The organism is Arthrobacter saudimassiliensis (assembly GCF_059090665.1).
Genome location: NZ_JBNHFX010000002.1, coordinates 436378 through 449555 on the forward strand (window position 1 = coordinate 436378; position 13178 = coordinate 449555).

Annotated in this window: 11 protein-coding genes; 5 read left to right on the forward strand and 6 right to left on the reverse strand. The window is 69.9% G+C overall.

Annotated elements, in window-relative coordinates; all coding sequences use genetic code 11:
• The first annotated feature begins 72 nt into the window (after positions 1-72).
• Complete coding sequence (gene glgA, locus AC5RV6_RS09190) at positions 73-1269, forward strand: glycogen synthase (protein WP_494007001.1); 1197 nt, start codon at positions 73-75, stop codon at positions 1267-1269.
• 62 nt (positions 1270-1331) lie between these two features.
• Here the strand turns inward: glgA and AC5RV6_RS09195 are convergent, their stop codons facing one another.
• The gene (locus tag AC5RV6_RS09195) at positions 1332-2588 is read right to left on the reverse strand and encodes an MFS transporter (RefSeq protein WP_494007002.1); all 1257 of its coding nucleotides are present in this window, start codon (positions 2586-2588) and stop codon (positions 1332-1334) included.
• 87 nt (positions 2589-2675) lie between these two features.
• On the opposite strand from AC5RV6_RS09195, the gene AC5RV6_RS09200 reads away from it, so the two are divergent.
• Positions 2676-3086 carry a ClpX C4-type zinc finger protein gene (locus AC5RV6_RS09200; protein WP_494007003.1) on the forward strand — a complete coding sequence of 137 codons (411 nt, stop codon included), beginning with the start codon at positions 2676-2678 and terminating at the stop codon, positions 3084-3086.
• Positions 3087-3267: 181 nt separating this feature from the next.
• Here the strand turns inward: AC5RV6_RS09200 and AC5RV6_RS09205 are convergent, their stop codons facing one another.
• Together AC5RV6_RS09205 and AC5RV6_RS09210 are read right to left on the reverse strand one after the other, a co-directional pair.
• Complete coding sequence (locus AC5RV6_RS09205) at positions 3268-5385, reverse strand: acyl-CoA dehydrogenase family protein (RefSeq protein ID WP_494007004.1); 2118 nt, start codon at positions 5383-5385, stop codon at positions 3268-3270.
• Positions 5382-6110 carry a TetR/AcrR family transcriptional regulator gene (locus tag AC5RV6_RS09210; protein WP_494007005.1) on the reverse strand — a complete coding sequence of 243 codons (729 nt, stop codon included), beginning with the start codon at positions 6108-6110 and terminating at the stop codon, positions 5382-5384. Before AC5RV6_RS09210 ends, AC5RV6_RS09205 begins: the two co-directional genes overlap by 4 nt.
• A gap of 92 nt (positions 6111-6202) precedes the next feature.
• On the opposite strand from AC5RV6_RS09210, the gene AC5RV6_RS09215 reads away from it, so the two are divergent.
• The 3 genes from AC5RV6_RS09215 to AC5RV6_RS09225 are packed head-to-tail and all read left to right on the forward strand — an operon-like array spanning position 6203 to position 9814.
• A complete protein-coding gene (locus AC5RV6_RS09215) occupies positions 6203-7537 on the forward strand; it encodes an acetyl-CoA C-acetyltransferase (protein ID WP_494007006.1) in 1335 nt (444 codons plus the stop codon).
• A gap of 1 nt (position 7538) precedes the next feature.
• Positions 7539-8879 carry a 3-oxoacyl-ACP reductase gene (locus tag AC5RV6_RS09220; RefSeq protein ID WP_494007007.1) on the forward strand — a complete coding sequence of 447 codons (1341 nt, stop codon included), beginning with the start codon at positions 7539-7541 and terminating at the stop codon, positions 8877-8879.
• Positions 8876-9814 carry a MaoC family dehydratase gene (locus tag AC5RV6_RS09225; protein ID WP_494007008.1) on the forward strand — a complete coding sequence of 313 codons (939 nt, stop codon included), beginning with the start codon at positions 8876-8878 and terminating at the stop codon, positions 9812-9814. The genes AC5RV6_RS09220 and AC5RV6_RS09225 overlap by 4 nt, the downstream gene beginning before the upstream one ends.
• Before the next feature lie 71 nt (positions 9815-9885).
• Here the strand turns inward: AC5RV6_RS09225 and AC5RV6_RS09230 are convergent, their stop codons facing one another.
• The 3 genes from AC5RV6_RS09230 to AC5RV6_RS09240 form a co-directional block, all read right to left on the reverse strand.
• On the reverse strand, positions 9886-10290 hold the full coding sequence (locus AC5RV6_RS09230; RefSeq protein ID WP_494007009.1) for a universal stress protein: 405 nt from the start codon (positions 10288-10290) through the stop codon (positions 9886-9888).
• A gap of 40 nt (positions 10291-10330) precedes the next feature.
• Positions 10331-11734 carry an APC family permease gene (locus tag AC5RV6_RS09235; RefSeq protein WP_494007010.1) on the reverse strand — a complete coding sequence of 468 codons (1404 nt, stop codon included), beginning with the start codon at positions 11732-11734 and terminating at the stop codon, positions 10331-10333.
• Between the two features lie 84 nt (positions 11735-11818).
• Positions 11819-13108: a hemolysin family protein gene (locus AC5RV6_RS09240; RefSeq protein ID WP_494007011.1), complete on the reverse strand. Its 1290-nt coding sequence runs from the start codon at positions 13106-13108 to the stop codon at positions 11819-11821.
• Positions 13109-13178: the final 70 nt, after the last annotated feature.

The following is a 13178-nucleotide window of genomic DNA, read 5'->3' on the forward strand; positions in this document are numbered from 1 at the left end:
TGGGGGCCGCACGCCGTCAGTCTGCTGATAATCACACTAGATCACATGCACCCCGTGCACTACGTTGGAGAAGTGCGAGTAGATATGGTCTCCAAGGAATTCCCGCCCGAGATTTACGGCGGCGCAGGTGTGCATGTGGCCGAGCTCAGCCGCGTCCTGGCCCGGCAGGTGGACCTGCGGGTGCACTGTTTCGGGGCGCCCCGGGAGGAGGACTTCCACGGCGCGAAGGTGAGCACCTACCAGACGCCTGCCGGCCTGGCCGGGGCCAACCCTGCGGTGCAGACCCTGGGCACCGACCTGCAGATGCTCGGCGACCTGGCCGGCGCGGACCTCGTGCATTCGCACACCTGGTACGCGAACATGGCCGGCCACCTTGGCTCCCTGCTGCACGGGATTCCCCACGTGCTCAGCGCGCACAGCCTGGAACCGCTGCGGCCCTGGAAGGCCGAGCAGCTGGGCGGCGGATACGCGGTGTCCTCGTGGGTGGAGAAGACGGCGTATGACGCCGCCGCAGCCATCATCGCGGTGTCCGAAGGCATGCGGCGGGATATCCTGCGCAGCTACCCGGAAGTCGATCCCGCCAAGGTGCGCGTGGTGCACAACGGCATCGACGTCGAGCTCTGGCGCCCGGACCCCGACGCCGCGGCCGTGCGCGCCTTCGGAATCGACCCGGAGGCGCCGTCGGTGGTGTTCCTAGGCCGCAACACCCGGCAGAAGGGTGTGCCCTACCTGCTCCGTGCCGCGGCCATGCTGCCGCCGGACGTGCAGCTGGTGCTCTGCCTGGGCGCGGCGGATACGCCCGAGCTGGCAGCGGAGACGGCGGCGCTGATCGAGGACCTGCAGCGCACGCGCCGCGGCGTCATCGTCATTGAGCGCATGCTGCCCCGGGCCGAGGTGATCAGCATCCTCAGCTGCGCCACGGTCTTCGCCTGCCCGTCCGTCTACGAGCCCCTCGGGATCGTGAACCTGGAGGCGATGGCCTGCGGCACCGCCGTCGTCGCGAGCGCCACCGGAGGCATACCGGAGGTCGTGGATCCCGGGGTCACCGGACTCCTGGTCCCCCTGGAGCAGATCGACGACGGCACCGGCACACCGCTGGAGCCCGACGTGTTCGTGGCGGACTTCGCCGCGGCGCTTACCGAGGTGGTCACCGACCCGTCCCTGGCGGAGCGCATGGGCCGGGCCGGCCGTGAGCGGGCCCGAGACCATTTCTCCTGGGACTCCATCGGCCAGGCGACCCTCGAGGTCTACCGCTCGGTCCTTTCCTGACGGCCGCCGTCGGCCGCAACGCTTTGATACGTGGCCCGCTACCGGTCCGCCAGGCACAAAGCTCAGCGGAACCGGGACAGGGTCTTGTTCCTAAGGATCGGAACAGACGCCAGGCCCGCCAGCATCATCCAGGCGAACACAAGCGGGATTGTTCCAACCACCGCGCCAACCAGGCCCCCGGCAAGTGCCGCCACGGGCATCACGCCAAGAGTGATCATGCGTTGCGCAGAGCCGACGGATGCCAGTTCGTGCCGGGCAACAGTTGTCGGCAGGACTTCCGCTCCGGCAACAGCCGCCACCGATACGAGGAAACTCCAGGCAAAGGCTTCCAGGCTCAGCCAGATGACCTCCGCCCCCGGAAGCCAGGTACACGCCGCAACCAGGAAAACGGCCGGTACCGACAGCAGCGCCGTCAGGATCCTGAGTTTTCGCAACCCCAGCAGGCCGCTCAGCCGCGGCGAAACAGCTGAACCGGCGATTGCTCCCGCCGCCGCGAGGACACCCAGGGCGGCAAAGACGGCAGGGTCAATCGACAAGTCCCGCAAGACGTACACCGGCAGCAGGGTATTTCCGAGCATGGCCCCGGCGTTGGTGAGACAAGCGGACATTGTCAGCGCCCAAAGTGCGGGAACCGACCGCAGGGTCCGGAACCCATTGGTGAGCTGTCCATTCCTGGCCGTCCGCTGAACCGGCGAAGGCGCCATGGGTGCGACCCGGATCAGGATCTGACTCCAGCAGGAGGCAAGATAGGCGGCAGCGGCAGCCAGGAGCAGTCCGGGCAGACCGATCAGTCCGATCAGCGCGCTGGCCGCGGCCGCCGCCGCCGTGGATGTCGACTGGTTGACAACGGCAAGACGCGAGAAAGCGGCTTTGAGGCGCTCCGGTCCCACAAGCGCGGGGATAATCGCCCCTTGGGCGGTCGTGAACACCACGTCCGCCACTCCTATCAGCACGGCTGCAGTCATCAGGGCCGGGGCGGAAAGCCATTCGAAGGCGAAGGCTCCCACCAGAGCAGTGAGAACGAGGACGCGCAGGATGGACGCTGCACCCATCGCCTGCTTCCGGCTTCTGAGCCGGTCCACTGCGAGGCCGATGGGGACGCCAAGGAGCAGAAAGGCAATCAGGCTTGTCGCATTGAGCAATCCGACGTAGCCCGTCCCCAGACCCAGGGCCGACACGGCAAGAATGGGCAGGACCGTGCGCGTCAGTGCGTCACCGAACCCTTCGGCCGCGCTTGTCGCCAGCAGGGCCCTTAGCCGGTTCCCGTTTCGGAGGTCGATCGGAGCAGTCGGTCCCTCGGTTGCCTTGTCCGCAGTCATGCTGACTTCCCCCCTTGAGCCGCAGTTGAACGACCCCGAGTCTGTCAGGATATGCCTGACAGGACAAGGGGGACCTAGACTGGCGCCATGACTGCTGCCCCCGAAGCGAAGCCCGGTGACGACGGCGGCGAGCCGGTGTTCATGTGCTCCTTCTGCATGCGCCCCAAGGAGGAGACGGGGCTTCTGGTAGGCGCACCGACCGCCTCGATCTGCCGCAAGTGCGCAACAGGCGCCCTGACTCTGTTCGATCAGCACCCCGAAGCATCGTTCGTGCCTGCTGCGAGGAATCCGTGGGACCGCCTGAGCGATGCCCAGTTGCTGCTCAGGCTTCCACAGGTCGCACGGGCCCGCGACCAGGTGGAAGCGAGCTTGCGGCAGTGGGTCGCAGCCGCCCGCGCCCGAAACGTCAGCTGGGCGAGCATCGGGGCGGCCCTGGGCATGACGCGTCAGTCCGCGTGGGAGCGCTTCCGTCGTGGCGCCGAGGACGGGTCGGCATAGCGACGGGCCTGTGGCTTCATAAGGCCGACGACCGGACGGAAACGCAGACGCCGGCGCAGTCGTCATCGTGTGGGAAAGGGCAGGGCCCCAGGGCTGAGGAGACCAGTCCTGGGGCCCTGGCGCTGAGCAGAGCGGGGGTGAGAGAAAGCTTGCCACCCCCGCCCAGGCAGGCGGCAGTGCGTCAGCTGCGGCCCTTGGCCTTCGCCGCCGCGCGTTCCTGCTGGCGGCGGCGCTGAATCAGGATCTTCTCATCCAGGGGAGCGGCGCCGCTGGCGCGCATCAGCCGGGCGTATTCCATCGCCTCGTCCTGCCGGGCCTTCTCCTCGCCAGCGGCGAGGCTGGTGCGCAGCTGCGCGGGCCCGTAGCCGAACGCGTCCACCAGGTCCACGGCGTGGGGGCGCAGTTTGGCCAGCAGGCGGTTGATGTAGTCGCCCAGGGTCCGGGCACGCTGGGCCGACAGCCGGCCGTTCATCAGGTACCAGGCCAGGTTCTTCTCGATCAGGCAGAGGCCGAACAGATCCCGCAGGCGGGTCATGACCTGGCGGGTGCCTTCGTCGGTGATCCGGTCCAGGCCCCGGGTGAAGGCCTCCCACTGCAGCAGCTCGGTGTGCGCCCGCGCCGCTTCGATCAGCGCATGCTGGTTCTCGTTGAACACTGCCGCGGCCTTCTCCTTGGGCAGCCTGCGGGCTTCCCGCAGCGCCCCGCCGACCTCGGCGACCATGGTGCCGACCCGGTCGGCCAGCAGGTCATGCTGGGTCTTCGGGTCCCGCAGCGCGACGGCGGACTTCTTCTCGGAGCCGGTGTCGGCCACCGTCTGGACCATCTGCCGCAGGCCGGACCGCACCAGCGTGCGTTCCGTGGCCTGCCCGACGACGTACCGGGCCAGCACGCCGAAGTCGGCCCCGGCGAATTCGTTCGCGTAGTCGGCCAGCAGGCGCTTGGCGACCAGCTGGAGCAGCACGGTGTTGTCACCCTCGAATGTGGCGTAGATGTCCAGGTCCGCCCGCAGCAGCGGCAGCCGGTTCTCGGCAAGGAAGCCGGCTCCGCCGCAGGCCTCGCGGGCCTCCTGGAGGGTGTCCAGCGCGTGCCAGGTCGACAGGGCCTTGAAGCCGGCGGCCAGGGTCTCCAGGTCCTGCCGGTCCTCGTCGGTGTCGTGCGCGCCCGAGAAGACGTCGTCGAACTTCTGCAGCAGCTCCTCGTGGGCGAAGGCAGCGGCGTAGGTGGTGGCCAGGCGCGGCAGCAGGCGGCGCTGGTGCTGCTGGTAGTCCAGCAGCACCTCTTCGCGGATGTCCGAGGAGGCGTTGAACTGGCGCCGTTCGACGCCGTACTGGATGGCGGTCTTGAGGGCCATCTTGCTGGCCGCGACGGCGGCGCCGTCGAGGGAGACCCGGCCCTGCACCAGGGTTCCGATCATGGTGAAGAAGCGGCGCCCGGGGCTGTCGATAGAGGAGGTGTAGGTGCCGTCGGCCGCCACGTCGCCGTAGCGGTTGAGCAGGTTGGTCCGCGGAATCCGCACATGCGTGAAGTGCAGCCGGCCGTTGTCGATCCCGTTGAGGCCGCCCTTGACGCCGTCGTCCTCGCCGCCGATGCCGGGCAGGAAGTTCCCGTCCTCACCGCGCAGCGGCACATAGAAGGCGTGCACGCCGTGGTCCACGCCCTGGGTGATCAGGTGGGCGAAGACGACGGCCGCCTTGCCGTGCAGGGCGGCGTTGCCGATGTAGTCCTTCCAGGCCGCGCGGAAGGGGGTGTGGAGGATGAACTCCTCGGTCTCCGGCTCATACGTGGCCGTCGTGGCGATGGAGGCGACGTCGGAACCGTGGCCGGTCTCGGTCATGGCGAAGCAGCCGGGGATCTCCAGGCTCATGATGCCCGGCAGCCACTTTTCGTGGTGCTCCCGGTTGCCCAGATGCATGACGGCGGAGCCGAACAGGCCCCACTGCACGCCGGCCTTGATCTGCAGCGAGGGGTCGGCCATGACCAACTCCTCGAAGCCGGCGACGTTGCCGCCGTGGTTGTCCTGCCCGCCCAGGTATTCGGGGAAGGCACGGTGCACCGCACCGGCGTCGACCAGGTAGTGCAGCTGCTTGAGCACCCGTTCGCGGTGCTCGTGGTGGGTCAGTCCGGCGGGGGTGTGCAGCTCGTCGTGGCCGGCCAGGTCGCGTGCGGTGCGGCGGATGTCGGCCCAGCGGCCGAGCAGGACCTCGCCGAGGGCGGTGACGTCGACGACGGCGCTGTCGTTGTCGGCCACGGCGGCGCTGGCGGGAAGCTGGCGCGCGGAGGGGGAGGCGGTTTGCGTCATTTCGGTTCCTTACGGTTTGCGGTGGAACGGGAATCGGGGGAGAGGCCGGCGTCGGGGACGAGATTGTGCTCGATGCCGTCGAACAGCCAGGCGGTGATCTGGTCCGTCATTTCCTCCTCGGTGGGCCGGGCGTCACCGGCGGCCAGCCAGCGTTCACCGGCGGCGCGGACCATGCCGAGGGCCGCCGTGGGCCAGAACGCGGCTGCGAGGTCCTGCTGCTGGGAGACGGTGCGTCCGGCGAGGAAACTGCGCATGGCGCGGTCCATCATGGCGGTGATGGATTCGAAGAAGTTGGACAGGGTGTTCTCGAGGGCCCCCGACGGCGCGCCCGGGGAGTCGCTGATCACCCGTCCGGTGACGAACGCATAGACATTCGGCGAGGTCTGGGCCATCTGCAGATAGGCCGAGACCATGGCCCGCAGCCCGGCGCGCGGAGAGGCCGCGGTGCGCCCGGCGGCGAGGATCTTCTCCTGCATCTGGCTGATGACCACCTCGCCCATCGCCTGCTGCAGGCCGGACTTGTCGCCGAAGTAGCGGTAGAAGACTGACTTCGAGGTTCCGGAGGCGGCTGCGATCTCCTCCATGGAGGCCGCGTAGCCGAGCGTGTGCACGGCCCGGCGCGCCATGCTGATCAGCGCGGTCCGCCGCTCGGCGCGGTGCGCCTCCCAGCGGGCGGACCGGCCGTCGGGGGAGGGCCCCGTTGTTTCCCTGACTGCGATGTTCACGATACCCAGCGTATCAGGTACGCTGGGTATCGGTAACTACCGTCACATTTGCGGCGGATCCCCCCAGACGCAGATCCAAGGAGAAGAACCCCATGGCTGAGAAGCAGCAAGCCGACACCGCCGCGGGCGGGCGGCCGGGCACCGTGGCCCGCCAGGCAGTCGTCATCGGCGGCAACCGGATTCCGTTTGCCCGCAGCGGCGGCAAGTATGCCTACAGCTCCAACCAGGACATGCTGACCGCTGCCCTGGATGGACTGGTGGCCCGCTTCGGCCTGCAGGGCGAGCGCGTCGGCGAAGTCGCCGGCGGCGCGGTCCTTAAGCACTCCCGCGACTTCAACCTCACCCGGGAAGCCGTCCTCGGGTCGGCGCTGGCGCCGGAAACTCCGGCCTACGACGTGCAGCAGGCCTGCGCGACCGGCCTCGAAACCGTCATTTCCCTGGCCAACAAGATCAAGCTGGGCCAGCTGGAGTCCGCCATCGCCGGCGGCGTCGACTCCGCCTCCGACGCCCCCATCGCCGTCAGCGAGGGGCTGCGCCGGGTGCTGCTGGACCTGTCCCGCGCCCGGACCGCCAAGCAGAAGCTGGCGGCCGTGGCCAAGCTGCGTCCCAAGGACCTCTCACCCAACGCGCCCACCACGGGCGAGCCGCGTACGGGCCTGTCCATGGGCGAACACCAGGCGCTGACGACGGCGCAGTGGAAGATCACCCGCGAGGCGCAGGACGAACTGGCCTACAACAGCCACCGCAACCTGGCCGCCGCCTATGAGCGGGGCTTCTTCGACGACCTGCTGACCCCGTACCGCGGCCTGTCCAGGGACGCCAATCTGCGCCCGGACACCACGATGGAGAAGCTCGGGAAGCTGAAGCCCGTGTTCGGCCGCAGCCTGGGCGACGAGGCCACCATGACCGCCGGCAACTCCACCCCGCTGACCGACGGCGCCTCCGTGGTGCTGCTCGGCTCCGAGGAGTGGGCCCGGGAGCACGACCTGCCGATGCTCGCGAACGTCATCGACGCCGAAGCCGGCGCAGTGGACTTCGTGCACGGCAAGGACGGGCTGCTGATGGCCCCGGCCTTCGCCGTGCCGCGCCTGCTGGAGCGCAACGGCCTGGGCTTCGACGACTTCGACTACTTCGAGATCCATGAGGCCTTCGCCGGCACCGTGCTCTCCACCCTGGCCGCCTGGGAGGACGACGAGTTCTGCCGCACCCGGCTGGGCCTGGACGGGCCGCTGGGCAGCATCGACCGCAGCAGGCTCAACGTCAACGGCTCCTCGCTGGCCGCCGGCCACCCGTTTGCCGCCACCGGCGGCCGCATCGTGGCCAGCCTGGCCAAGATGCTGCACGAAAAGGGACCGGGCAGCCGCGGCCTCATCTCGATCTGCGCCGCCGGCGGACAGGGCCTCGTCGCCATCCTGGAAGGACGCTGAGATGGCGGATGCATATCTGAAGCTGGTCAACACCGGCATCACCAAGGAACTCGCCAAGCGGCTGGGCCTGCCCCGTCCGGCCATCCTGCGCCGCTTCGATCCGGCCAAGCCGCTGGTCCCCGGGCCGGTGCTGGTGCTCGGCAAGGGCGAGAGCGCAGATGACCTCGCGCAGCTGCTGCTCTCCTGGGACCAGGACGTGCGGCGCCACGCCACCCCGAAGGAGAAGCTCGGCGCGATCCTGATTGTGCTCGACGACGCCGCCTCGCCCGCCGACCTCGGTGAGCCGACGCTGGCGGCCGGCGCGTCGCTGCGCGACCTGGCTGCGGGCGGGCGCGTCGTCACGGTCTCCCGTCCGGCGGCCGAGGCCCAGGACCCCGCGGCCGCCGCCGCGCGCCAGGGCGTGGACGGGGCGCTGCGCTCCATTGCCCATGAACTGCGCGGCGGTGCCACCGCCAACGGCATCGTGCTGGCCAACGGGGTCCGGCCCACAGCGCCGTCGGTCGCCGCCGCCCTGCGGTTCCTGCTTTCGGGCAGGAGCGCATATGTCAGCGGCCAGTTCATCACCGTCGGCTCCGATGCCGGCACCCTGCCGGCGGACTGGAACGCCCCGCTGGCCGGCAAGGTCGCCGTCGTGACCGGCGCCGCCCGGGGCATCGGCGCCGCCATCGCCCGGGTGCTGCACCGCGACGGCGCCCGCGTCATCGTGGTCGACGTCCCGGCCGCGGGCGAGCAGCTGGCGAAGGTGGCGAACTCCATCGGCGGCACGGCGCTGCAGGTGGACATCACCCGCGACGACGCCGCCGAGCGGATCCTGGCGCACGCGGTCGAGCGCTACGGCCGGCTGGACATCGTCATCCACAATGCCGGCATCACCCGTGACAAGCTGCTGGCCAACATGGACGAGGCCCGCTGGGGTTCGGTCATCGCGGTCAACATCGCCTCCCAGCTGCGCATGAACGAGGCCTTCCTGGCCTCCGAGGGGTTCAGCCCCGACGGCCGGATCGTGTCCCTGGCCTCCACCAGCGGCATCGCGGGCAACCGCGGGCAGACCAACTACGCCGCCTCCAAGGGCGGTGTCATCGGCATGGTGCGGGCCACCGCGCCGCTGATCGGCCCGCGCGGCGGATCCATCAACGCGGTCGCGCCAGGGTTCATCGAGACCGACATGACCGCCGCGATTCCGCCGCTGACCCGCCAGGTGGCGCGCCGGCTGTCCAGCCTGCAGCAGGGCGGGCTGCCGCTCGACGTCGCCGAGACCATCGCCTTCCTGGCCTCCGACGCCGCAGCCGGGGTCAACGGCCAGGTGCTGCGCGTCTGCGGCCAGAATATGGTGGGGGCATGAGGCAGCAGCAGCTTCCCGAAATACCCGCCCTCGGCAAGCTCTACCTGTCCGCGCTGGGCAGCGCGGCGCGCAGCCGGCTGACCAGGGGCGACGGCGGAACCTCGCTTCCGGCGGTGCGCCACGAGGTGGCCGACGCGGCCGTCGACCTTGACAAACTGACCGAGTTCCAGCGCCTGGTGGCGCACAGCGCCCAGGACGTGCTGCCCTCGGGTTACGTGCACACCTTCGCCTTTCCGGTGGCCATGAGCGTGATGGCCCGCGAGGACTTCCCGCTGCCGCTGCTGGGCATGGTGCACCTGCGCAACGAGGTGCGCCACCTGCGTCCGGTCCATTGGTCCGAGCCGCTGAGCGTCGCCGCCTGGGCGGAGAACCTCGCCGGCCACCGGGCCGGCACCCAGGTGGAGCTGGTCTCCGAGGTCAGCGCAGACGGCGGGCTCGTCTGGCAGGGACGGTCCACCTACCTGGCCAAGGGGGTGTTCCTGCCCGAGCTGGACCGTCCCGGGGCGCAGGAACGCCGGGACTTCCTGCCGCCCACGCCGACGGCGCAGTGGCGGCTGGGCCTGGACGCCGGCCGCAGCTATGCGAAGGTCTCGGGTGACTTCAACCCGATCCACCTGAGCCGGCTCTCGGCCAAGGCGCTCGGCATGAAGCGCTCACTCGCCCACGGCATGTACCTGGCCTCGCGTGTGGTGGAGGAGGCCGTGCCCCCGCACACCGACGCGTTCGCCTGGGACATCCGGTTCGAAGCTCCCGTGTTCCTGCCCGCGACCGTCGCCCTCGCCATCCAGGACGAGGAGACGGACGCCGGCTGGGCCGGATCGTCCTTCACCGGCTGGAACCCGCGGTCCCAGCGTCGGCATTTCTCGGGCTCGGTCGCCCCGCTCGGCCCGGCGGAAATCCGGGCGGAGCAGCTCGGCGCCGGCGGCACGGCCTGAGCCGGACGGACTGCACCGGACCCGCTGAAGCGGACTGAGTCAGGGCGGCGGGCTTCCGGCCCGCCGCCCGCTCAGTCTCCGGGCTTGACGGTGAGGACGGGGCAGTCCGCCTCCAGCAGCACCCGCTGCGCGGTGCTGCCCATGATGAGCTTGCCCACCGGGGTGCGCCGGCGGATGCCCAGCACCAGGAGCGACGCCGCATGGTCGGCGGCGGCGCGGAGGATCTCCTCGGCCGGGTCATAGTCCCCGACGGGATGGACGATGGCGTGGGCCAGCCCTTCCGCGGCCAGGGCGCGGTCAACGGCGGCCAGCGCCTGCTCCTCATCTTCCGGCGTCGGCAGGTGCCGCAGCCCGTGGTGCGGGCCGCTGACGTTGATGATGACCAGCTGCTCCCGCAGCAGCACCGCGGCGGCCCGGCCGGCCTGGAGCGCCGCCTGTCCCTCCGGGGTATCGATGTAGCCGACGACGACGCTCACGGCCTTCCCCTTTCCTTCTGTTCCTGCAGTACCGGCGCCCTCATCCGTGCAGCTCCTCGGGATCGCTGAACCGGGTCCGGCGCGCCCGTGCTCCCCGGTTCCACAGCCAGGTGAGCGCCCACAGGAAAACCCCCAGCGCGAGCAGCAGGCCGGCTATCCGGTATTCGATCGCGTCCTGCGCCCACGGGCCGAGGAGGAACGCGCAGGTGGCCACCCCCACGTAGGGGGTGATCCCGGGGGAGCGGAAGGAGCCCTCCGGCCGGGGGTCGCGGCGCAGCACCAGGGCGGCGATGTTGACCACCGTGAACACGGCCAGCAGCAGCAGCGCCGTGGTGCCGCCCAGCGCGCTGACCGTTTCGCGTCCCACGAAGTTGGTCACGAAGACGATCAGCCCGAGGGCGATGATCGTCGTGAAGACGATGGCGGCCCAGGGGGTGCGGCGCCCGCGCAGCACCTTCGAGAGGAACGGCGGCAGGACCTCCTGCCGGGCCATGCCGTAGAGCAGGCGGGAGGCCATCAGCATGTTGATCAGGGCGGTGTTGGCGACGGCGAAGATCGACAGGAACGGATAGATCACGTCGATCGGGAAGTTCGGCGCGCCGGCCTGGACCACCTCGAGCAGGGGAGTGGCGCTGTCCGCGAGCTGCCCGACCGGAACCACCGCGACGGCGGCAATGGAGACCAGCACGTAGATGAACGCGGTGATCCCCAGCCCGGTCAGCATGACCTTGGGGAAGATCCGCGCCGGCTCCCTCGTCTCCTCCGCCATGTTGACCGAGTCCTCGAACCCGACCATGGAGAAGAAGGCCAGCGAGGTGGCCGCGGTCAGGGACAGGAAGACCCCCTTGCCCTCCGCCGTTTCGAAGACGGTGACCCGTGAGAAGTCCACGTTGCCCTGGCCCATCGCCCAGAAGCCGATGCCGATCACGATCAGCAGGCCGGTCAGCTCGATCAGCGTCAGCACGACGTTGAGCTTGATGCTCTCGCCCACGCCGCGCAGGTTGATCAGCGCCAGCAGCAGGAGGAAGGCCACGGCGACCAGTGTCACCCCCGTCTGGTCCCAGTCCAGGTTGAATCCGACGATGAAGTTCTCCGCGAGGAATTTGGAGGCCGTGGTCGCGGAGGTGATGCCTGAGCACAGCACGGCGAAGGTGACCAGGAAGGTCAGGAAGTGCAGCCCGAACGCCTTGTGGGTGTACAGCGCGGCCCCGGCGGCCTGCGGATACTTGGTGACCAGTTCCAGGTAGGACAGCGCCGTCACCGCGGCCACTCCGAAGGCCAGCAGCACCGGCGCCCAGGCCGCGCCGCCGACTTCGCCGGCGATCTGCCCGGTCAGGGCGTACACGCCGGTGCCCAGGATGTCGCCGATGATGAACAGCAGCAGCAGCCGGGTGCCGATGACCCGTTTCAGCTCGGGTGCGGGGGTGGGTGCGGTCTCGCTCATGTCCTGGCCTCCCGCTGATCGGTGTGCCCCGTCCTGCGGGTATTCTGCTCGCCGCCCGGTGCGGGGTGCAATGGGGGCCGCGGATCACTGCACCGGGAGGACCCGGACGCTGCCGATGCGGTGGCCCTGCACCGAGACGACCTTGAGCACGCAGCCGGGCGCCTCGACCTCGTCGCCGGGGCGGGCCATCCTGCCCAGCCGCTCCAGGATGTAGCCGGCGACCGTTTCGTACTGGCCCTCGGGCAGTTCAATGCCGGACAGCCGGCCGAACTCCTGCAGGATCAGCGCTCCGTCGACGACCAGGGTGCCCGCCTCCCGCCGGGAGCGGTCCTCCGGGTCCCGTCCGGCGTCGAATTCGTCATAGATTTCCCCGACCAGCTCCTCGACCAGGTCCTCCAGCGTGACGATCCCGTCCGTGCCTCCGTATTCGTCCGCGACCACCGCGATGTGGCTCTGTTCCCGCCGCATCCGGGACAGGGACGGCAGCACCTCGGCGGTTCCCGGCAGGAAGAGGATGGGGCGGGTGATCGAGCGCAGGGTGCCCTCGCGGGCCGCGGGCGTCCCGGCGTCGCGCACCGGCATGAGGTCCCGGACGTGGATGAAGCCGAGGACGTCGTCCGTCGAGGTCCCGATCACCGGATAGCGCGAGTAGGGCAGCTCGAGCACCCGGCGCCGGGCCTCCTCCATCGACAGGTCCGCACGCAGGAACAGCACCTGGGGGCGCGGGCGCATGACCTCCTGGAGCAGCCGGCTTCCGGCCCCGAACACGTCGGAGAGGATGCGCCTGCTCTCCTCCGCGAGCACCGGGCTGGCGCTGACGATGTCATAGAGCTCTTCGCTGGTCATCGGCTGGCTGCGCAGGGACGGGTTGCCTCCCAGCAGGCGGACCACGGCGTTGGTCGAAGCCGAGAGCAGGGCGATGACCGGCCGCATGACGACGGCGAAGGCGTTCAGCGCGGGGGCAAGGATCCGGGTGAAGGAGGCAGCGTTCTGCATCGCCAGCCGCTTCGGTACCAGCTCGCTGAAGACCAGGGAGAGGTAGGCGATCAGCAGCGTCATGAAGACAAGGGCGATCACCTCCGCCGTGGCCGCGGGTACGCCCCACCCGGCCAGAACGGGGGAGACGGAGGGCGCCAGCGCGGAGGCGCCGTAGGCGGCGGAGAAGAAGCCGGAGAGCGTGACGCCGATCTGGATGGCGGAGAGGAACCGGTTGGGGTTCCGGGCCAGTGCGGCGATTTTGGCTCCGCTGCGGCCCCCGCTGCGCTCGATGGCGCTGATCTGTCCCTCGGAGAGGGACACCAGGGCCATTTCCGCGGCGGCGAACACCCCGCCGAGCAGGAGGAAGAACAACACCAGCAGCAGGTTGGTGGCCATAGCCTGAGGGTACCTAGGCCGGGTGCGGCAGCCAAAGGGACGGCACAACGAACAAGGCCCCGGAACCGAA